The sequence below is a fragment of the Chryseobacterium sp. UYP7 genome (assembly GCF_056279225.1).
In genome coordinates, this window is record NZ_JBWBQW010000002.1 from 253,931 (window position 1) to 272,506 (window position 18,576).

20 protein-coding genes are annotated in these 18,576 nt (G+C 36.2%); 10 read left to right on the forward strand and 10 right to left on the reverse strand.

The window, feature by feature from the left end:
• Window positions 1-16: 16 nt before the first annotated feature.
• Window positions 17-277, forward strand: a complete 261-nt coding sequence (locus ACZ9HT_RS05460) for a hypothetical protein (protein WP_476039449.1) — start codon at window positions 17-19, stop codon at window positions 275-277.
• 229 nt (window positions 278-506) lie between these two features.
• Complete coding sequence (gene secG / locus ACZ9HT_RS05465; RefSeq protein WP_476039450.1) at window positions 507-860, forward strand: preprotein translocase subunit SecG; 354 nt, start codon at window positions 507-509, stop codon at window positions 858-860.
• Window positions 861-894: 34 nt separating this feature from the next.
• Here secG and ACZ9HT_RS05470 read toward each other — a convergent pair whose 3' ends face one another.
• The 3 genes from ACZ9HT_RS05470 to recR are packed head-to-tail and all read right to left on the reverse strand — an operon-like array spanning window position 895 to window position 3,211.
• A complete protein-coding gene (locus ACZ9HT_RS05470; RefSeq protein WP_476039451.1) occupies window positions 895-1,740 on the reverse strand; it encodes a glycosyltransferase family 2 protein in 846 nt (281 codons plus the stop codon).
• Window positions 1,737-2,543 (reverse strand): glycosyltransferase family 2 protein, encoded by an 807-nt coding sequence (locus ACZ9HT_RS05475; RefSeq protein WP_476039452.1) that lies wholly within the window; start codon window positions 2,541-2,543, stop codon window positions 1,737-1,739. Before ACZ9HT_RS05475 ends, ACZ9HT_RS05470 begins: the two co-directional genes overlap by 4 nt.
• 56 nt (window positions 2,544-2,599) lie before the next feature.
• Window positions 2,600-3,211, reverse strand: coding sequence for a recombination mediator RecR (gene recR / locus ACZ9HT_RS05480; RefSeq protein WP_476039453.1), 612 nt, complete (start codon window positions 3,209-3,211; stop codon window positions 2,600-2,602).
• A 192-nt stretch (window positions 3,212-3,403) separates the two neighbouring features.
• Between recR and ACZ9HT_RS05485 the strand changes: the two genes are divergently transcribed.
• The 4 genes from ACZ9HT_RS05485 (at window position 3,404) to ACZ9HT_RS05500 (ending at window position 6,661) form a co-directional block, all read left to right on the forward strand.
• Window positions 3,404-4,009, forward strand: a complete 606-nt coding sequence (locus ACZ9HT_RS05485) for an LURP-one-related family protein (protein WP_476039454.1) — start codon at window positions 3,404-3,406, stop codon at window positions 4,007-4,009.
• A 15-nt stretch (window positions 4,010-4,024) separates the two neighbouring features.
• Window positions 4,025-4,504 carry a hypothetical protein gene (locus tag ACZ9HT_RS05490; protein WP_476039455.1) on the forward strand — a complete coding sequence of 160 codons (480 nt, stop codon included), beginning with the start codon at window positions 4,025-4,027 and terminating at the stop codon, window positions 4,502-4,504.
• Window positions 4,505-4,590: 86 nt separating this feature from the next.
• Window positions 4,591-6,033, forward strand: coding sequence for an aminoacyl-histidine dipeptidase (locus tag ACZ9HT_RS05495; protein WP_476039456.1), 1,443 nt, complete (start codon window positions 4,591-4,593; stop codon window positions 6,031-6,033).
• 73 nt (window positions 6,034-6,106) lie between these two features.
• Window positions 6,107-6,661, forward strand: a complete 555-nt coding sequence (locus tag ACZ9HT_RS05500; protein ID WP_476039457.1) for an alpha/beta hydrolase — start codon at window positions 6,107-6,109, stop codon at window positions 6,659-6,661.
• A gap of 13 nt (window positions 6,662-6,674) precedes the next feature.
• Here the strand turns inward: ACZ9HT_RS05500 and ACZ9HT_RS05505 are convergent, their stop codons facing one another.
• Window positions 6,675-7,709 (reverse strand): SDR family NAD(P)-dependent oxidoreductase, encoded by a 1,035-nt coding sequence (locus ACZ9HT_RS05505; RefSeq protein WP_476039458.1) that lies wholly within the window; start codon window positions 7,707-7,709, stop codon window positions 6,675-6,677.
• A gap of 166 nt (window positions 7,710-7,875) precedes the next feature.
• On the opposite strand from ACZ9HT_RS05505, the gene ACZ9HT_RS05510 reads away from it, so the two are divergent.
• Window positions 7,876-8,424: a DUF4256 domain-containing protein gene (locus ACZ9HT_RS05510; protein WP_476039459.1), complete on the forward strand. Its 549-nt coding sequence runs from the start codon at window positions 7,876-7,878 to the stop codon at window positions 8,422-8,424.
• Window positions 8,425-8,543: 119 nt separating this feature from the next.
• On the opposite strand, the gene ACZ9HT_RS05515 is transcribed toward ACZ9HT_RS05510, so the two are convergent.
• Complete coding sequence (locus tag ACZ9HT_RS05515) at window positions 8,544-8,876, reverse strand: 2Fe-2S iron-sulfur cluster-binding protein (protein ID WP_476039460.1); 333 nt, start codon at window positions 8,874-8,876, stop codon at window positions 8,544-8,546.
• Window positions 8,877-8,904: 28 nt separating this feature from the next.
• Complete coding sequence (locus tag ACZ9HT_RS05520) at window positions 8,905-9,957, reverse strand: NAD(P)/FAD-dependent oxidoreductase (protein WP_476039461.1); 1,053 nt, start codon at window positions 9,955-9,957, stop codon at window positions 8,905-8,907.
• A 143-nt stretch (window positions 9,958-10,100) separates the two neighbouring features.
• Between ACZ9HT_RS05520 and ACZ9HT_RS05525 the strand changes: the two genes are divergently transcribed.
• Together ACZ9HT_RS05525 and ACZ9HT_RS05530 are read left to right on the forward strand one after the other, a co-directional pair.
• Complete coding sequence (locus ACZ9HT_RS05525; RefSeq protein WP_476039462.1) at window positions 10,101-10,865, forward strand: DUF3108 domain-containing protein; 765 nt, start codon at window positions 10,101-10,103, stop codon at window positions 10,863-10,865.
• A 109-nt stretch (window positions 10,866-10,974) separates the two neighbouring features.
• Window positions 10,975-13,398: a DUF5916 domain-containing protein gene (locus tag ACZ9HT_RS05530; RefSeq protein ID WP_476039463.1), complete on the forward strand. Its 2,424-nt coding sequence runs from the start codon at window positions 10,975-10,977 to the stop codon at window positions 13,396-13,398.
• 99 nt (window positions 13,399-13,497) lie between these two features.
• On the opposite strand, the gene pheS is transcribed toward ACZ9HT_RS05530, so the two are convergent.
• From pheS to ACZ9HT_RS05550, 4 genes are all read right to left on the reverse strand, one after another.
• Window positions 13,498-14,508 (reverse strand): phenylalanine--tRNA ligase subunit alpha, encoded by a 1,011-nt coding sequence (pheS, locus tag ACZ9HT_RS05535; protein ID WP_476039464.1) that lies wholly within the window; start codon window positions 14,506-14,508, stop codon window positions 13,498-13,500.
• Between the two features lie 159 nt (window positions 14,509-14,667).
• Window positions 14,668-15,243, reverse strand: a complete 576-nt coding sequence (gene rdgB, locus ACZ9HT_RS05540; RefSeq protein WP_476039465.1) for an RdgB/HAM1 family non-canonical purine NTP pyrophosphatase — start codon at window positions 15,241-15,243, stop codon at window positions 14,668-14,670.
• 40 nt (window positions 15,244-15,283) lie between these two features.
• Window positions 15,284-16,117, reverse strand: a complete 834-nt coding sequence (locus ACZ9HT_RS05545) for a lysostaphin resistance A-like protein (protein ID WP_476039466.1) — start codon at window positions 16,115-16,117, stop codon at window positions 15,284-15,286.
• 163 nt (window positions 16,118-16,280) lie between these two features.
• Complete coding sequence (locus tag ACZ9HT_RS05550) at window positions 16,281-16,448, reverse strand: hypothetical protein (protein WP_476039467.1); 168 nt, start codon at window positions 16,446-16,448, stop codon at window positions 16,281-16,283.
• A gap of 362 nt (window positions 16,449-16,810) precedes the next feature.
• On the opposite strand from ACZ9HT_RS05550, the gene ACZ9HT_RS05555 reads away from it, so the two are divergent.
• A complete protein-coding gene (locus ACZ9HT_RS05555; RefSeq protein ID WP_476039468.1) occupies window positions 16,811-18,406 on the forward strand; it encodes a peptide chain release factor 3 in 1,596 nt (531 codons plus the stop codon).
• Window positions 18,407-18,576 lie beyond the last annotated feature (170 nt).

Sequence of the window (18,576 nt, forward strand, 5' to 3'; positions counted from 1 at the left end):
AAAAAATAAAATAGCGATGTCTGAAAATATACTGTCTCTGGAGGATCTTAAATTTCTTGAGAATCTTCACACCAAATTCAATTTAACTTTTTTAAGATGCGATGAAAGTGGCATTAAGATTAATGAAGATTCCGGCATATCAAAGGCCGTGGAAAACGAATCGTTCGACCGCATGTGTTATCTGACAGAAATTTCTAAAAAATTAAAATTTCGCTTAGAGTCTAACTTTCAACTGAATTTCTCTAACAATTTCAATTGTAAAGTTGATCGATTTTAATGAATAAAAAGGACAAGCTTTAATCTTTCTCTATTCTATTTAAAAGTGATAAGCCAATTCATAGCTTTAAGATCAACACTTCAAACGAAGTCGAGATTTAGAATTTGCATGGCTTACAACCGCATATATTCTTAAATTAATATTGAATTTGTATCGTTTCATTATCCATTTTAGTGCACAATATTAAAAATTATGATTATATTTGCACTTCGAAAACCTAGAAATTATAATGACTACAATATTTACATTATTCATGATCCTTATCATGATTGCGAGCATCTTACTAATTATCATCGTAATGGCACAAAATCCTAAAGGCGGCGGTCTTTCCGGAACCTTTGGCGGAACTTCTGCCGCACAGTTTGGTGTACAGCGTACGAATGATTTTATGGAGAAAGCAACATGGGGATTAGGAGCTATTATCGTAGTACTTATTTTATTGAGTGTTATTTTGACTGCAAAACCTTCTGCCAGTATGCAAAAGGCACCAGCAAGACAGGAAGCACCAGCACCACAAACCGCGCCAGGAACTAACAGCACAACTACAGTTCCAGTACGTGCGCCGGCTCCAGCAGGAAATTAAGAAAAAGTATTTAAAATTATAAAAAAGAGACTCATTAATTTGTGTCTCTTTTTATTTTGTTCTTTTCCATAGTGTGCCGCAGTTTTAATCCAGCGGATAACATTCCATATTGGATGGGTTTCTGCGTTCTATAATATTTATTCACAAAAATCTGCATTGCACCGTAAAACCTCTCAAGATATTTAAAATCCTTGATGGTACTTTCTCCTTTGTGATGAAGGATTGATGATTTACCGTAGTACCAGTTTTTATACTTTTGTTGGATCAACGTGAAGCAAAGGTCAATATCTTCACCATACATAAAGTATTTTTCATCTAAACCACCTATCTTAACATAAAGGTCTTTTTTAATTAAAAGAAAAGCGCCTGTTACGACTTCTACTTCTGCGATTTCATACTCGTTAATATCATGTCGATAATATGATTTTGACGTATTTTTTTTAAAATTAGTAAAAAGTTTTTCAAAGGAATTGAACATATCCGGAACGGAGCGCTTACTTTCTGGCAGAAAATTTCCCTCCGCGTCATGCATTCTTACTCCCAAACATCCAAAATCTTTCTTTGCATCTGCAAATTCAAGAATATCGGTCATGTAATATCCCTCAAATTCGGTATCCGGATTTAGAAGAAGCAAATATTCACCATTCGCTTCTTTAATTGCTTTATTGTTTGCGATGGCAAACCCGTCATTTGTTTCTGAAGAAATAAATTTGAATAAAGGGAATTCGTTCTTTAGTTGTACCCAGGACAAATCAGGAGAATTGTTATCAATAATGATGACTTCGTAAGGAAAATTCTTCACATATTTCTCAATTGAAGAAAGGCAGTTTCTCAATAACTTTGTGACGTTATAATTGACGATAATAATGGACAATTTCATTTCCCTTTCTTTTTTAAATATGTGTTGCGGCTCATTCTAACAATATATTTAAACTTATAAAAAATAAAATAAAGAAGATACTGTAAGCGATCTATTCTCTTGGAACGATACATTTCAATGAGATTCTTTTGAAAACCTTTCTCCATTTCGGTCAAGTGGGAAGACAGACCAGAAACTCCAAAAGATCTTTTACCGGAATCTGCGAGAAGCAATTCTTCATTCAAAATATACATTTTATTTTTCAGAGAAATTTTTAACCAAAAATTCAAATCTTCGCCATATCGCTGGTTTTCGTCGAAAAATCCTGTATTTTGCAATATTTTTCCAGTAAATATCACTGTTGATGGTTGCGCCTCGTTCCTAAACATCAACTTCCTGAAAGTAATCTTTGCAAGATTGCGTGAATCAACTTTATATGGATAGAGTAATTGATGATTAATTCGTCTCGTTGCAAGAAAATCAACATCCAAATCTTCATTTTCCAAAAACATCATCTGCTTTTCTGTTTTCTCCGGCAACCATTCGTCGTCGGCATCCAGAAGCGCAATATACTCCCCGGTTGCAATTTTTAGAGCTGCATTTCGAGCTTTCGACACTCCTCCATTTTCCTGTTCGAGAAAAATAATATTTTGACTGGAATTTTTTTTCTGATAGTTTTCGATTATATTTTTACTTCCATCTGTTGATCCATCATTTACAATAATGATTTCGAAATCACCTTTCCAGGTTTGATTTTTGATGGAAATTAAAGATTTTTCGATGCTCTTTTCGGCATTATAAACTGGAATAATAACAGAAATCACGCGTATTAATCTTTAAATTATGGAATCACTCGCTAAAATATGAAAATTTCTTAATACTAATCCTTTTCATTGTATGGCAATCGGTTCTGAATGGAACGGCCCAAAGAGATCTCATCCGCATATTCCAGTTCATCACCTACAGAAATTCCACGCGCGATAGTCGAAAAGTTAACTTCAAAGCTTTTGAATTTGCGATAAATATAATAAGAAGTCGTATCGCCTTCCATCGTAGCACTCAAAGCGAAAATCAGTTCCTTGACCTCTTTATTTTCGAGTTTTCTCTCAATAGAAGAAATGTTGAGCTGGTTCGGACCTATACCTTCCATAGGAGAAATTTTTCCGCCCAGGACAAGATATTTTCCACGAAATTTTCCTGTGTTTTCAATAGCCATCACATCACGAACATCTTCTACGACGCACAAGATCTCTTCGTTTCTTTTGGGATTTGCACAGATCTCGCAAATTTCAGAATCAGAAAAATTATGGCAGTCCTTACAGTATTTGATGTCGGTAACGAGTTTTTTTAAAGAATCTCCTAAAGCGATCGCCTGACTTTCGGGCTGTTTTAATAGATGCAGAGCAAGCCGCAACGCCGATTTCCGGCCAATACCGGGAAGTCCGGAAATTTCATCTACTGCCTTTGCCAAAACTTTACTCGGATAATCCATGGAGCAAAGATAGAATTCAAGATGTAATATTCAAAATTAAGAAGGTAAGGTTGTACTTAAAATTTGATGAACGAAATTTAAAAATTCAACAAAATCTGCAGAGATTGGCTGAAGAAAGAATTATCCAATAAAATTCAGAAGTAGAAGGTTAAATCTGCCTTCTTTCTATATCTTTGAAAAAAGTAAAAAATAATGGTTCTAAAAAATCTTAATTATCCCCTCGATTTTAAATTCAAGATCACAACCCTTTCCAGTGACTTTAATATTACCGATAAAAATGGAAATTATGTGGCGTACGTTCGTCAAAAAATGTTTAAACTGAAAGAAGATGTGATCGTTTTTAATGATGAAACCAAATCTCAGGAACTTTTTAGAATTAAAGCCAACCAGTGGATCGATTTTAATGCATCTTATTCGCTTACCGACGTTGTGAACGGGAAAAATTTCGGCCGTCTTGCCCGCAAGGGAATGCGTTCCCTCTGGAAATCGCAATACGATGTTGTAGATGCCAATGACAAAGTAAAATATCAAATTAACGAAGATAACGGCTGGGTGAAAGTTTTAGATGGTGTCGTAGGCGAAATTCCGATCGTTGGAATGTTTACCGGATATTTCCTTAATCCGTCCTACACTGTTAAAGATAATGCAGGTAAAGAATACTTCAGACTAAAAAAAATGCCTTCGTTAATTGGTAGAAGATTTCAACTGGACAGACTAATTGATATCGACGATGAAGATGAATCACTTATCGTTCTGAGTTTTTTGATGATGGTACTTTTAGAAAGATCAAGAGGTTAAAAACATATAACATTGATGAAGAGATTTTTATTTCTAGTTACTCTAACGACTCTGCTCTATTGCAAAAAAGAACAAAAAGTAGCACAAAATGATCCTGTAAAAATAACTAACGCTGCTGTTCCAGTTCCAAAACCGATCGCGGAAAATTCCAAACTTGAGACTTTTTCATTTCCGGCCGAAGTTGAAGGTTGCTCTTGTTATTTTGCGAAAAACAAAGCCGATTTCGAAGCCGAGAAATTTGTCTATATTGATGATTATGGCAATAATGCTTATTTAAAGTCGGAGGGAAAAATGATCAAAATTCCTGTTACAAAAGATAATTTTGATCCGGAAAACTTTAGTAAAAATATTGAGAACGAAAAACTCTCTGTAAAAATTAAAGGAAAAAAAATTAAGGAATTGGAAGAAGTAATGATGTTTGAAGGAACCATGACCGTTCAATTTAAAGATGGTGAAAAATTGATTACTCCAATTTATGGAGAGTGCGGCTGTTAAATACTATTAAAATTAAGAATTTAGGCTTTCGAATTTTTCGGGAGCCTTTTTTTATTTGTAAATTTGAGATAAATAATTCAAAAAAAATGGAACTATCACAATTAGAACCCCAAATAATCTGGAAAAATTTTGCCGCTTTAAATTCGGTACCAAGACCTTCGAAAAAAGAAGAAAGAGTAATCGAATTCATTAAGAAATTCGGTGAAAATTTGGGCTTAGATACAAAAGTAGATGAAGTAGGAAATGTCATCATCAAAAAACCTGCAACCAAAGGAATGGAAGATCGTAAACCCATTGTTTTGCAGTCACACCTCGATATGGTTTGTCAGAAAAACAGCGATGTAAATTTCGATTTCGAAACGCAGGGCATTCAAATGGAAGTTGACGGCGATTGGGTAAAAGCAAAAGGAACAACTTTGGGCGCAGATAACGGATTGGGTGTCGCCTCGATCATGAGTATTTTAGAAAGCAGTGATCTTGCACATCCCGATTTAGAGGCTTTGTTTACTATCGATGAAGAAACCGGAATGACCGGAGCAATGGGTTTGAAAGCGGACCAGCTGCATGGGAAAATTCTATTGAATTTAGATACGGAGGAAGATGATGAGATTGATATTGGTTGTGCGGGAGGTGTTGACGTAACAGCATCAAAAAAATATGAAGTGGTAGCAGCTACCGGACAGATCGTAAAATTAACGGTTAAAGGTTTGCAAGGCGGACATTCCGGAATGGATATTCACAAAGGTTTTGGAAATGCCAATGTAATCCTGGGACGGCTTTTATTTGCGGGTATTAATAACGAAAACCTTCAGTTGATCTCGATTGATGGTGGCGGTTTGCGTAATGCGATCCCAAGAGAGGGAAATGCAGTGATATCTGTAAGAAATTCCATTGAATATATTGAAGCTGCGAACGAATTGAAAACTTCTATTTTAGAAGAATTTGCCGATATCGAGAAAGACCTGCATATCAATATTGAAACATTCACGAGTTCGGAAAAAGCAATTTCAGAAGAAGATTCAAAGAGAATAGTTTTAGCTTTAAAAGCAGCACACAACGGAGTTTACAGAATGTCGCCCGATGTTGCAGATTTAGTAGAAACCTCTAATAACGTTGCAAGAGTAGCGTTAAAAAATGGAGAACTGCAGATTATGAATCTTTCCCGTTCCTCCGTAGAATCAACTAAATATGCGGTTGCTGAACAATTGAAATCTGTTTTTGAACTGGCAGGAATGAAGGTAGAATTCAGTGGATCTTATCCAGGCTGGAAACCCAAACCAGGTTCTGAAATTGTTCAGCTGATGGAAAAGATCTACGAAAAAGATTTTGGTTCGAAACCACAGGTTGTCGCTTGTCACGCAGGTTTAGAGTGTGGAATCATCGGCGCTAATTATCCGGAGATGGAAATGGTTAGTTTTGGTCCCACCATTCGTGGCGCGCATTCACCGGACGAAAAAGCGAATATTCCTTCCGTTCAGAAATTCTGGGGATTCTTAAAAGAAATACTTGCGAATATTCCAGCGAAATAATAGTAATTTCAATCAATTTAAAAGCAAAATGTGTACGCCGCATTTTGCTTTTTTTATCTCTATATTTTTGAAAATGGAAAGTAAAAAATCGAAACCACAATTAATAATTCTGTCTGACCTTTGGGGAAAAGGAAAGTCGGAATGGGTAAAGAATTATACCGAAATATTAAAGGATCACTTCGACATCAAATACTACGACTCTTGCGAACTTGCAGAAATTGATGGGTCGAATTATGAGGAAAATTTAATACATCAGCACTTTATAACTGGTGGAATTGAGAAAGCCGCACAGAATTTAAAAAAACTCGAGAAAGGAAAAATTTATCTTCTGGGTTTCAGTATTGGTGGTTTGATCGCCTGGAAATCGATGCTGGAAGGAATTAATTGTGAGAATCTATTTGCTATATCTTCTACCAGACTTCGGAAAGAAATTGAAAAACCCTCGGGATTTATTCAACTTTTTTATGGTGAAAACGACTCTTATCAACCCAATAAAAAGTGGTTTTCAGATTTAATTTTAGAAAGAGAGATCTTTCAAAACGAAGGTCACGATTTCTACCAAAAGAAAAATGCTGGACAATTAATTTCTCAAAAAATAATCCAACATTTAGAAAATAGTCTGTTGTAAGAAATAGAACTTTTTATTTAGCGTCTACTTTTTTATTGATCTTCTTTTTTGCATTCTTATTGGTGGAAGTAGTTAACAAGAATCCCAGACCAAGACCAAGCCCCATCATCAAAATGGTCTTTGTTTTTTTGGAAGGCACTGGAAGAGCCATTTCGCCATAAATACGCATTGGACTTTCCGAAGGATATTGAACATTTCCGTCGGTGTTGGTTTCTGCATTAGGCTTCATGACCAACCTCATCGCAGCAGACGCAGTATTAATAATTGCTCTTGGAAAAAGTCCGTACATAATTTTCATCACTTGGGCATAACCATCTGTAATCACGCTTTTTTTCGGATTTTTTGCTGCTTCTACCATTTGCGCGGCGAGCTTTCTAGGATCTGTTGAGAAAGGTGGAATTTTAAAATCGAGTCCGGAATATTTTGCTGAATGCGTATTTCCTGTAGAACGTTGAATGCCGGGATACAATCCTACGATATGAATGTTTGGTTCATCGGAAACTTCGCCCTGTAAACCTTCAACCATTCCACGAATTCCAAATTTTGTACTGGAATAAGCCGTAGAATATGGCGCCGGCATCCATCCACCAATGGAAACGTTGTTAATTAAAACGCCCTCTTTTTGTCTTTTAAAAATAGGCAACACTGCATAAGCACCATGCATGTAGCCCAGAAGATTAGTCTTCACCACCTGCTCCATGCTTTCAACAGGGATATCTTCGAATTTTCCACTGGCCATAACTCCGGCATTATTTACCCAGAAATCAATTCTTCCATTAAATTGTAAGGCCAGCTGCGCAAGATTATTTACATCTTCCGCTTTAGAAACATCGGTTGACACGCCCAAAGCAACTACGCCCAGATCGTGACAGAGTGCAACGGTTTCATCAAGCCCTTTTTGTCCGCGAGCTCCCACCACAACATTGCATCCTTCTAAGGCAAACGCTTCAGCTGCCGCTCTTCCTACTCCACTTGTTCCGCCCGTGATCACTACCGTTTTTCCGGCAAGCGTTCTATAATTTTTGTCTTCGTTTAATAGCTTATTCATAGCATTTAATTTGGTTGGCTTAGATGCCATCAATTATTATGCAATTCACTCTGAAACAGAATTCTTTATGAATTTTTATGAAGATTCCACGTTTTCCATTCTGCTTCTAATACCATTTAAAAAATTGTTTTAATTTTAAGAGATTAAAAACTTTAAAGTTGAAATAATGACTGCAGAAAATAATTACGAAACTCTTCTACAAATTTTAAAGGAGCGTTTTGAATCGAATATGAAAAGACACGAAGATTTAAAGTGGGCTGAAATTCAAAATAAATTAGAGCAGGATCCGAAGAAATTAGATTCTCTGAATTTAATGGAAGAAAGTGGCGGCGAACCTGATGTTGTCGGAAGAGACCAAAAATCGGGCGAATATCTTTTCTACGACTGCGCACCGGAGAGTCCGAAAGGCCGCCGAAGTTTTTGCTACGACAAAGCTGCACTCGACAAGCGAAAGGAAAACAAACCGAAAAATAATGCGGTTGACGCTGCAAAAGCGATGGGAATTGAGATTCTCACCGAAGAGGAATATCGCGAATTGCAGAAATTGGGAAACTTCGATAAGAAAACTTCCAGCTGGCTCAAAACTCCGGATAAAATTCGAAAATTAGGCGGATCGATCTTCGCCGATTTTCGGTTTGATACTGTTTTTGTTTACCACAACGGTGCCGAATCTTATTATGGTGGAAGAGGTTTTCGCGGAGTTTTAAGAGTTTAATTGAGGACTCCTCTACTTTTCAAAAGTATCCATAAAAAAATCCTGAAAAAAATTCAGGATCAAATTATTTTAAAAGTTTTTCAACTTGGCTCTTTGAACATTTACCCTGGCTCTAATTTCTACGGATACGGCGCAATTGCGACTTCTAATCCATCGATTTCCGAGGTGATGTGAATTTGGCAACCTAAACGCGAACCATCCTGAACATGGAAGGCTTCGGAAAGCATCGCTTCTTCTTCATCGCCCATTTCCTGTAATTTTTCAGCGCCATCCAAAACATAAACCTGGCAGGAAGCACACATTGCCATTCCGCCGCAAACACCGATCGTTCCTTCTTCTGCCAGTTCGTAGGAACGGATCACTTCCATTAAATTCATGGACATATCCGTGGGTGCGATAACCTCGTGAGTTTCGCCGTTGCGGTCTGTAATTTTTAAATTTATATCCTGCATTGCTTCTGTTTATTTTTAGCTGAGAAATCTAGTCAATTTTTTTTACGACCGCTTTTTCAGCTTCTTTACGGGTTCCGTCGAAACCATCGATTCCACTTACCGTCGTATATTTTAAAACATATTTTTTACCTGGATTCAGCATATTGTAGACACTTTGACACATTAATGTTGCCTCGTGGAAGCCACATAAAATAAGTTTAAGTTTCCCCGGATAGGTATTAATGTCCCCGATCGCGTACAGTCCCGGAATATTGGTTTGATAGTCCAAAGCGTTGTTGACAACGATGGCATTTTTTTCAATTTCCAGCCCCCAGTTCGCAAGATCCCCCAATTTTGGCGTTAATCCAAAAAGTGGAATAAAATAATCGGTTTCCAGATCGAAGGTTTCGCCTTCTTTTTCAATGGTGATAGCAGAAAGTTTCCCTTCACCTTTCAAACCTGTAACTTCAGCCGGCGTCATCATTGTAATTTTACCCTGATCCTTTAATTCCTGCACTTTGTCCACAGAATCCAAAGCTCCCCGAAATTCATTTCGCCGGTGAATTAAAGTTACTTCGCTTGCAATATCAGAAAGAAAAATACTCCAGTCTAAAGCGGAATCACCACCACCGGCGATTACCACTTTTTTATTTCTGAAATGTTCCGGTTCTTTTATAAAATATTCTACACCTTTTTCCTCGTAATCGCAGATATTTTCTAAAGCTGGTTTTCTAGGCTCGAAAGTTCCCAATCCACCTGCGATAGCAACAGCTTTCGCGCGATGAACGGTTCCTTTGTTCGTAATCACTTCGAAAGTACCATCTTCTAATTTCGTCAAGGTTTTTGCGGTTTCTCCTAAAGTGAACCCGGGCTGAAACTGCTTGATCTGCTCCATTAAATTACCAACTAATTCCCCCGCATTAATCGACGGAAATCCTGGAATGTCGAAAATAGGTTTCTTCGGATACAATTCGGTTAACTGTCCACCCTGCTGCGGAAGTGCATCGATCAGGTGGCATTTCATTTTTAGTAAACCAGCCTCAAAAACTGCAAAAAGTCCCGTTGGTCCCGCTCCTATGATCAATATATCGGTTGTAATCATTGATGATTTTTTTAGAAAATTAGTTGCGCAAATTTAAGAAAAATAAAAGAATCGCGGTTTGCATAAGACTGACAAATATCATTTTACAACCCTGTGAAATCAAAGCATTACATTTGTGGCAAATTTTTTGCAAAAGCAAAGCCATGAAAAAGATTTTTAGCTTATTTATCATATTATTTTTTACGTTTGGTCAGGCTCAAAAGCTCGATAATATTCAATCCGGAGAGGTTTTAAATTATAGAATTCACTACGGGTTTTTAAATGCCGGGACCGCCACATTAACAACACTCAAAACCACTTATCAGGGGAAACCTCACTTTTACGTAAAAGGTTATGGTAAAACGACCGGTGCTGTTCGCGCATTCTTTAAAGTAGAAGATAATTATGAGAGTTTTATCAATTACAATACAGGTTTGCCAAGTTATTATGTTAGAAATGTAAAAGAAGGTGGCTATACTCAGCATTTTCAGACCGTTTTCAATCATAGTAATAACACTTTAATTTTAACAGATAAGGAGAAAAATAATTCCAGAATTATAAAATCGGTAAAAGATGTTCAGGATATGCTTTCTGCGTTTTATTATTTAAGAAGTTTAGATCCAGGTGAATTGAAAGTAGGAACTGTAAAAAAGCTGAACGTTTGGATCGATGACGAATTATTTCCTTTTCAGCTAAAAGTCGTGGGAACCGAGAATGTAAAAACGAAATTTGGTACGATTAACTGTCTAAAGATCGTTCCACAAGTCATCAGTGGTCGGGTGTTTAAAGATAAAGAAGGCGTTACGCTTTGGGTGAGCAATGATCAAAATCTTGTTCCGATTTCCGTACAGGCAGAATTAGCAGTTGGTTCTTTAAAAGCGACACTGGACTCTTATAAAAATATAAAGTATCCTTTGCAGATCAATTAATTAGATTTCAAGAGAAAAATCAAAAATCGGCTTCGGTCGGTTTTTTTTGTTGCATATGTAACAAAACATGAGGACTCGTTGTCTTATTATCAAGAAAACGAAAAACCTCATGAAAGCTCGATTATTAAGCACCTTATTTCTCTTAATGTGTGGACTCTATTTTTCTCAGAAAATTGAAAAAGATTCTATACTACGCAAAAACATTAAAGCCGTAAAGATTACATCACCTGTAAAAATTGATGGTATTTTAGACGAAGAAGCATGGAAAGATGCTCCGGTTGCTCAAAACTTTGTAGAATTTCAACCGCAAAATGGAAAGGCTGTAGAATCAGAATTTAGAACTGTAGTAAAAATTTTATACGACGATACCGGAATTTATTTTGGGGCAAAAATGTTTGATCCTGAACCCGGCAAAATCGCGAAAGAACTCGTTGAGCGGGACAACGTTGGTAACGATGACTTTTTTGATGTCGTTATTAATGGATATAATGATAAACAGCAGAGCTTAGAATTTATCGTCTTGCCAAATGGCGTTCAGTTTGATGCGAAAATGACCAACGATTATGGCGAAGATTCCAACTGGAGCGCAGTTTGGTACAGCGCTGCAAAAATAGATAACGATGGTTGGACCGTTGAAATGAAGATTCCTTATTCAGAATTACGCTTCCCGAAAAAAGATATTCAGGAATGGGGTTTAAATTTCGTAAGATTAATTCGAAGAACGAAAGTAAAATCTACCTGGAATTTCATCGATAATAAAAAAGGATCATTTTTATTGTACGACGGTGTTTTAAGTGGGATCGAAAACATTAAACCGCCCTTAAGACTTTCATTTTTACCTTATTTTTCAACTTACATTAATAATTACGACCATAAGACATCAAAAAGTGTAAATGGTGGAATGGATGTTAAATATGGAATTAATGACGCTTTTACTTTGGATACTACTTTAATTCCGGATTTTGGTCAAACTGCTTTTGATGATAACACCTTAAATCTCGGTCCGTTTGAACAGCAATTTTCAGAAAAGCGATCTTTTTTTACAGAAGGCACGGAGCTCTTCAGCAAAGGTAATTTATTTTATTCCCGTCGGGTTGGCGATTATCCCTCAAGGGATCCTAACATTGGCGAAGATGAATCGATGGTCGGAAATATTCAAAAAGTAAAATTATTGAATGCCACTAAAATTTCCGGAAGAACAAATAAAGGTTTAGGAATCGGTTTCTTTAATGCCATTACAAAAAAAACCGAAGTTGGAATTAAAAATGATCTTACGGGACAAACTCGTTTTGAAACCATAGAACCTCTAGCAAATTATAATGTTTTGGTTTTCGATCAGCGTTTTAATGGCAACTCGTCTGTTTCTCTGATCAACACAAACGTTACCCGAGCAGGAGATTTCAGAGATGCAAACGCAGCGGCGTTATTGGCAGATCTGACCGATAAAAAAAATAAATACAATGTTTTTGGAGGTTTCCGCGGAAGTTACGTGAAAGATGGAACGGGTAATTTTGGCACCAACATTACTGGAGGAATTAAAAAAATATTTGGGAAAAGCAATTATGAAATTGGTGTAGAAGCGATCTCTAAAGATTATAATATTGATGATCTGGGTTATACCGGTGAAACAAATAAAATTCATTACAACGGAAATTACCACTACGGTCTTTTACAGCCTTCAAAAAAATTTAATAATATTAATTTGAACGTGAATATAAATTATTCCCGAAGATTAAACAGTGATCTTTTTCAAGGTTTCCAGGTAAATAGCAATGTCAATTTTCAGGACAAAAAATTCAGAAACTTTGGCGGCGGTTTACAATTCACGCCAAATGGGGAAAATGATCTTTACGAACCGCGTGTTTTCGGGAAATATTTATTTATTCCGGCATACATTAATCCCTGGATCTGGTTTAATTCCGACAACCGTAAAAAATTCACTTACAATTTAAGTACAGATTATTATGCTTATGATCAGAAAGGGCGAAACAGATTAAATAATGAGATCGCTTTGAATTACAGAGTTTCCGACCACTTTTCTGTGAGTTACGAGGCAACTTATAACATCAGCAATCAAGAACAGGGGTTTTCTGGGAAAGATGCGAACAATATTTATATCGGGAATAGAAACCGAAATACGGTGATTAACGAAATCGGTTCAAAATATACGATCAACAATAAAATGGCGCTCAGTTTCAATTTACGGCATTATTACAGCGAAGTAAATTACAAAAGCTTCGGTATTTTGCAGGATGACGGAAGCGTTGCTGCTGTAGATAATTATTCCATCGACAATCAGACGTACAATTCCTGGAACGTTGATTTGCGATACTCATGGTGGTTTGCACCCGGAAGTCAGTTGACACTACTATATCAAAATGCGGCGCAGAATTATTTGAGTTATTCCAGAATAAATTTTAATAAAAACTTTACCAATTTATTTAATGAGCCGATGAACAATACTTTAAGTTTAAAAGTCACCTATTACATCGATTACAATCAGACAAAAAACTGGTTCAAAAATAAAAGCTAGTTTTTTAAATTATTTTATAAATGAGAAAGCTTCCGGAATTTTCCAGAAGCTTTTCTATTTGGTGTAAAAGAGTTGATCAAGTTTCTACTCTTTCTTCTATTAAAGGCTTTTATACTGCTCCAACATTCTAATGTCATTTTCGAAGAACATTCTAATGTCGCTCATTTGATATAATAACATTACGATTCTTTCGATTCCCATTCCAAAAGCGTAACCCGAATATTTATCGGCGTCGATGTTGACGTTTTTCAAAACTGCCGGATCAACCATTCCGCAACCCATGATTTCTAACCAACCCGTTCCTTTGGTAATCCGGTAATCGGTTTCAGAATTTAAACCCCAATAAACATCAACTTCCGCAGATGGTTCTGTGAAAGGAAAATATGAAGGTCTCAATCTGATTTTTGATTTTCCGAAAAGTTCGGTCGTAAAAAACTGAATCGTTTGTTTAAGATCGGCAAAACTTACATTTTCGTCAATATACAATCCTTCAATCTGATGGAAAATACAGTGTGAACGCGAAGAAATTGCTTCATTTCGAAAAACTCTACCCGGAGATAAAATTCTGATCGGTGGTTCGTTTTCTTCCATGTAGCTAATTTGAACCGAAGAAGTATGTGTTCTCAACAAAATATCCGGAGCGGTTTCGATAAAGAAAGTATCCTGCATATCTCTCGCCGGATGATATTCCGGTAAATTAAGTGCGGTAAAATTATGCCAGTCGTCTTCAATTTCCGGTCCGTCTGCAACTGCAAAACCAATGGATTTAAAGATCTCGGTAATTTTATTTCTCACCAAATTGATTGGATGACGCGTTCCTAATTCAGACGGAAATCCAGGTCTTGTTAAATCTTCTTTTTCCAGGATGATCTTAGAAATTGTGGCTCCTTTTAAATCTTCCAGTTTGGTTTCAACGGCTTGTTTTAATGAATTTATTTTCTGTCCGAATTCTTTTTTCTGTTCGTTCGGAACTTCTTTAAACTGCGCTAAAATATCGTTGATCAAACCTTTTTTACCACTGAATTTTATGCGGAACTGTTCAATGTCATCCTTACTCGTCGTACTGAATTTTCCTACTTCGATCAATAATTTCTCAATCTTTTCTAACATCTTTAAATTATAATAGGTTGCAAAAATACGATTTTTCCTCTAAAAAATTTCAGTGCAGAATAACTAAATTTATTTTAAAGAATCGTAATTAAACAGAAAGTTTTTGATTAAACTACTAAAAGTAGTTTGTGGAAATCTTTCAACCACAAAGTCAAAGTTTTAGTTTTCCATAAAATCCAGAAACTTTTCGATGGCCTGTTTTCTATGGCTGATTTTATTTTTGTCTTCCGCTGTCATTTCAGCGAAAGTGATTTCATAATTCTCCGGAATAAAAATCGGATCATAACCAAATCCTTTTTCTCCACGAATTTCTTGCGTTAAATTGCCGTAAACGCGACCTTCAAAATAATTGATACCACTTTCATCCATCAAACACATCACCGTAACGAAATAGGCTTTTCGATTATCCACATCCTTCATTTCCTCTAAAACCTTTGCCATATTTTTCGCAAAATCATGATCTCCGGCATAACGCGCGGAATAAATTCCGGGTCTTCCGTCTAAAGCTTCCACCACCAAACCGGAATCATCGCCGAGACTCGCTTTTCCCGTTTTTTCGAAACAGTATTTTGCCTTGATGAGTGCATTTTCGTAAAATGTATTTCCGTCCTCCACAATTTCGTCGTGAATATCGTAATCAGTTAAGGAGGTCACTTTAAAATCACTTCCTAAGATCTGCTGAATTTCTTCTTTTTTGTGATCGTTGTGCGTGGCGATGAGGATTTCTTTATTCATAAAAAATGGGTAATTAGTAATAGGTTATGGTCGAAGATATTTAATTTTCAGAATAATGGACGCGGTATTTTTTCATAAATAAATAATAGAAAACACTTAATAGAACAACTCCAATTCCTAAAATCAGTAATTCTGAAACTTTAAAAGTCTCCGCAAAGCTTTCGGTATGTCCGTAAAATATTAAAATTGAAGAAACTAAATTATTAAATGCATGCAAAAGAATCGACAAAAGCAGTGATTTTGTTTTGTAATAAACCAGTCCTAAAACCGATCCGAGTAGAACAGCGCCAACAAACTGCCACGGATTTCCATGAACTAAACCGAAAACCAGTGCAGCAATTAATATCGCTTTCCAGGGTTTTACGCCTTTATTAATCAAACCTTTCTGAATAATTCCACGGAAAACAATTTCCTCAAAAATAGGTGCCATAATAACGGCGAGCAAAATTAATGTTCTTTTATCATTCGTCATTTGCTCCATTAATCTGGAAAAATATTCATAGAATTTACCGAAAACAGGTCCCGAAATGGGGATTTGAGCACTGATAAATTCAGCCACAAACATCATTCCGAGCATCATTGGAAATATTAAAAGATAGGTTAAAAAATTAGTGGGCGAAAAATTAAAATTCAGTTTTCTGCCTGTTTGTGGTCTAACTATAAAATAATCGAAGGCGAAAATGGCACCCAGAAATCCAGCCGCGTTTGCGAGGAGTAAATAAAAATCTTTATACTGCAAATTTTCGTGAAATATAAATACAGAGATCACATTGATGATCGCTATTATTGAGCTTCCGACCATGAGGCCACCAACCAAAGCGAAGGCACCTTGCCAATTGAAAATATAATTTTTTCTGAGAGCGTTCTGTTCCATCAATTTATTTTAATTTAAGTAAGTTTTCGACGATTTCATTCATATCTGCGATTTCATAAGAATTTAAAACCCCTAATTTCCCCACTAATAAATATTTATCTAGTGTTGCAATTTTTGAAACCTTTAAAACTTAATCTACTTTAAGCCCGTTAGCTTCGGTTTTTTATATTTCAATATCAGAAAAATCCCGCCATTTCATGTTTGAAGTAATAAAACAAACTGTTACATCGGATTCTTTTGAGAATAAAATTACAGCAGGACGACATTTGTTGCCCGACAAATCCGTAAATGGAAAAGGAATTAAAACAATATCTCCTTTAATCATTTTCATATTTTAATCTTACATCAGCAATCGAATATACTACTTCGTCTTCTCTCAAAAATTTACACGATCTACTTTGTTCAACAAGTTCAGCAATGTTATCTTATAATAAACTTCCTTTATGTTTTTTCAGAATGAAAGCAGCAAAATCAAAAATCTCTTCAACCTTATTTTCGGGAAGTTGATTAATAATATTGGTTATTTTTTCGATTAAACTCACTCTTTCTATTTCCTTAAATTTTGAACAAAGATAATTATTTCACCACCAAGTCAAAATAGAAAGAATTTTGTTACTCTTCAACAGAGTCAAAGTTAAGGTGCATTTTCATTTTCGATAAAAATAAACGATTTTTGCAATCTCAAAATTTATTATGTCAGAACTTCTCAAACAAATAGACCGACGAAAAACCTTCGGAATTATCTCGCATCCCGATGCCGGAAAAACCACGCTTACAGAGAAGCTGCTTCTTTTTGGAGGCGCAATTCAGGAAGCTGGAGCGGTAAAATCGAACAAGATTAAAAAAGGAGCAACTTCCGATTTTATGGAGATTGAAAGACAGAGAGGAATTTCTGTGGCGACTTCAGTTTTGGCTTTCGAATATAAAAATCATAAAATAAATATCCTCGATACTCCTGGTCACAAGGATTTCGCGGAAGACACTTACCGAACTTTAACTGCCGTTGATTCTGTGATCGTCGTGATCGACGTTGCAAAAGGAGTCGAAGAACAGACGGAAAAACTCGTGAAAGTTTGCCGAATGCGGAATATTCCGATGCTGGTTTTCATTAATAAATTAGACCGTGAAGGAAAAGATGCATTTGATCTGTTGGATGAAGTAGAACAAAAATTAGGTTTAACCGTGGTTCCGCTCTCATTACCAATTGGAATGGGCAGTGATTTTCAGGGAATTTATAATATCTGGGAAAATAATATTCAGCTTTTTTTAGAAGATAAGAAACAAAAAGTCGGCGAAGCCATTAAGTTTGATGACATCAATGATCCTAAAATTGATGAGATCATCGGAGAAAAAGCTGCTGCAGAATTAAGAGAAGAACTCGAGCTAGTGCAAACTGTTTATCCACCTTTTAATCGTCAGGATTATTTGAATGGCGATCTGCAACCGGTTTTCTTTGGTTCTGCTTTGAATAATTTCGGAGTTCGAGAACTCTTGGATGCTTTTATCGAGATCGCGCCAAAACCTCAACCGAAAGAAAGCGATACTCGAATTGTAAAACCGGAAGAAAAAGAATTTACGGGATTCGTTTTCAAGATCCACGCGAATATGGATCCGAAACACCGCGACAGACTGGCTTTCGTGAAGATCGTGTCTGGAACATTCAAGAGAAATGAAAATTATTTATTGGTTAGAGATAACAAAAAAATGAAATTTTCTTCTCCAAACGCTTTCTTCGCAGACAAAAAAGAAATTGTGGACGAAAGTTTCCCCGGAGATATCGTAGGACTTCACGACACGGGAAATTTTAGAATTGGTGATACTTTGACCGGTGGCGAAAAAATCTCCTTCAAAGGGGTACCGAGTTTTTCTCCGGAACATTTCCGTTACATTAATAATGATGATCCATTGAAAGCGAAACAACTGGCAAAAGGAATCGATCAGTTGATGGACGAAGGTGTGGCGCAATTATTCACGCTCGACATGAACAACCGAAAAATTATCGGAACGGTTGGAGCACTTCAATATGAAGTTATTCAGTATCGTTTGGAACATGAATATGGTGCAAAATGTAATTACGAACCACTTTCAATTCATAAAGCCTGTTGGATCGAAGCTGATGAAAAATCAGATGAATATAAGGAATTTGCAAGATTAAAACAACGTTTTATGGCGAAAGATAAATATGGTCAACCTGTATTTTTGGCTGATTCTTCTTTCACGATTCACATGACGCAGGAGAAATTCCCGAATGTGAAGTTGCATTTTATTAGTGAATTTAAAAAGGAGTAAATACTTTCACCACAAAGTCACAAAGGACAGTGCTGTGAATTTAAATACATTATCAATTAGACTTTACCTTTACTTCAAACTTAAATTGGTCTAAACGCAAGGGATGCAAAGTGTTTTTCACTTTTAGCGTGTAAAATTACGTTCGCAAAGGCGTTTCACTTAGCAAAGGA

Coding starts and splice junctions, on each gene's coding strand:
- ACZ9HT_RS05500 (WP_476039457.1), top strand. CDS start 6,107: ATGGAAAGTAAAAAATCGAAACCACAATTAATAATTCTGTCTGACCTT.
- pheS (WP_476039464.1), bottom strand. CDS start 14,508: ATGTTAGAAAAGATTGAGAAATTATTGATCGAAGTAGGAAAATTCAGT.
- ACZ9HT_RS05485 (WP_476039454.1), top strand. CDS start 3,404: ATGGTTCTAAAAAATCTTAATTATCCCCTCGATTTTAAATTCAAGATC.
- ACZ9HT_RS05515 (WP_476039460.1), bottom strand. CDS start 8,876: ATGCAGGATATAAATTTAAAAATTACAGACCGCAACGGCGAAACTCAC.
- ACZ9HT_RS05470 (WP_476039451.1), bottom strand. CDS start 1,740: ATGAAATTGTCCATTATTATCGTCAATTATAACGTCACAAAGTTATTG.
- ACZ9HT_RS05525 (WP_476039462.1), top strand. CDS start 10,101: ATGAAAAAGATTTTTAGCTTATTTATCATATTATTTTTTACGTTTGGT.
- ACZ9HT_RS05505 (WP_476039458.1), bottom strand. CDS start 7,709: ATGAATAAGCTATTAAACGAAGACAAAAATTATAGAACGCTTGCCGGA.
- ACZ9HT_RS05545 (WP_476039466.1), bottom strand. CDS start 16,117: ATGGAACAGAACGCTCTCAGAAAAAATTATATTTTCAATTGGCAAGGT.
- ACZ9HT_RS05490 (WP_476039455.1), top strand. CDS start 4,025: ATGAAGAGATTTTTATTTCTAGTTACTCTAACGACTCTGCTCTATTGC.
- ACZ9HT_RS05495 (WP_476039456.1), top strand. CDS start 4,591: ATGGAACTATCACAATTAGAACCCCAAATAATCTGGAAAAATTTTGCC.
- ACZ9HT_RS05520 (WP_476039461.1), bottom strand. CDS start 9,957: ATGATTACAACCGATATATTGATCATAGGAGCGGGACCAACGGGACTT.
- ACZ9HT_RS05555 (WP_476039468.1), top strand. CDS start 16,811: ATGTCAGAACTTCTCAAACAAATAGACCGACGAAAAACCTTCGGAATT.
- ACZ9HT_RS05460 (WP_476039449.1), top strand. CDS start 17: ATGTCTGAAAATATACTGTCTCTGGAGGATCTTAAATTTCTTGAGAAT.
- ACZ9HT_RS05510 (WP_476039459.1), top strand. CDS start 7,876: ATGACTGCAGAAAATAATTACGAAACTCTTCTACAAATTTTAAAGGAG.
- recR (WP_476039453.1), bottom strand. CDS start 3,211: ATGGATTATCCGAGTAAAGTTTTGGCAAAGGCAGTAGATGAAATTTCC.
- ACZ9HT_RS05530 (WP_476039463.1), top strand. CDS start 10,975: ATGAAAGCTCGATTATTAAGCACCTTATTTCTCTTAATGTGTGGACTC.
- secG (WP_476039450.1), top strand. CDS start 507: ATGACTACAATATTTACATTATTCATGATCCTTATCATGATTGCGAGC.
- rdgB (WP_476039465.1), bottom strand. CDS start 15,243: ATGAATAAAGAAATCCTCATCGCCACGCACAACGATCACAAAAAAGAA.
- ACZ9HT_RS05550 (WP_476039467.1), bottom strand. CDS start 16,448: ATGAAAATGATTAAAGGAGATATTGTTTTAATTCCTTTTCCATTTACG.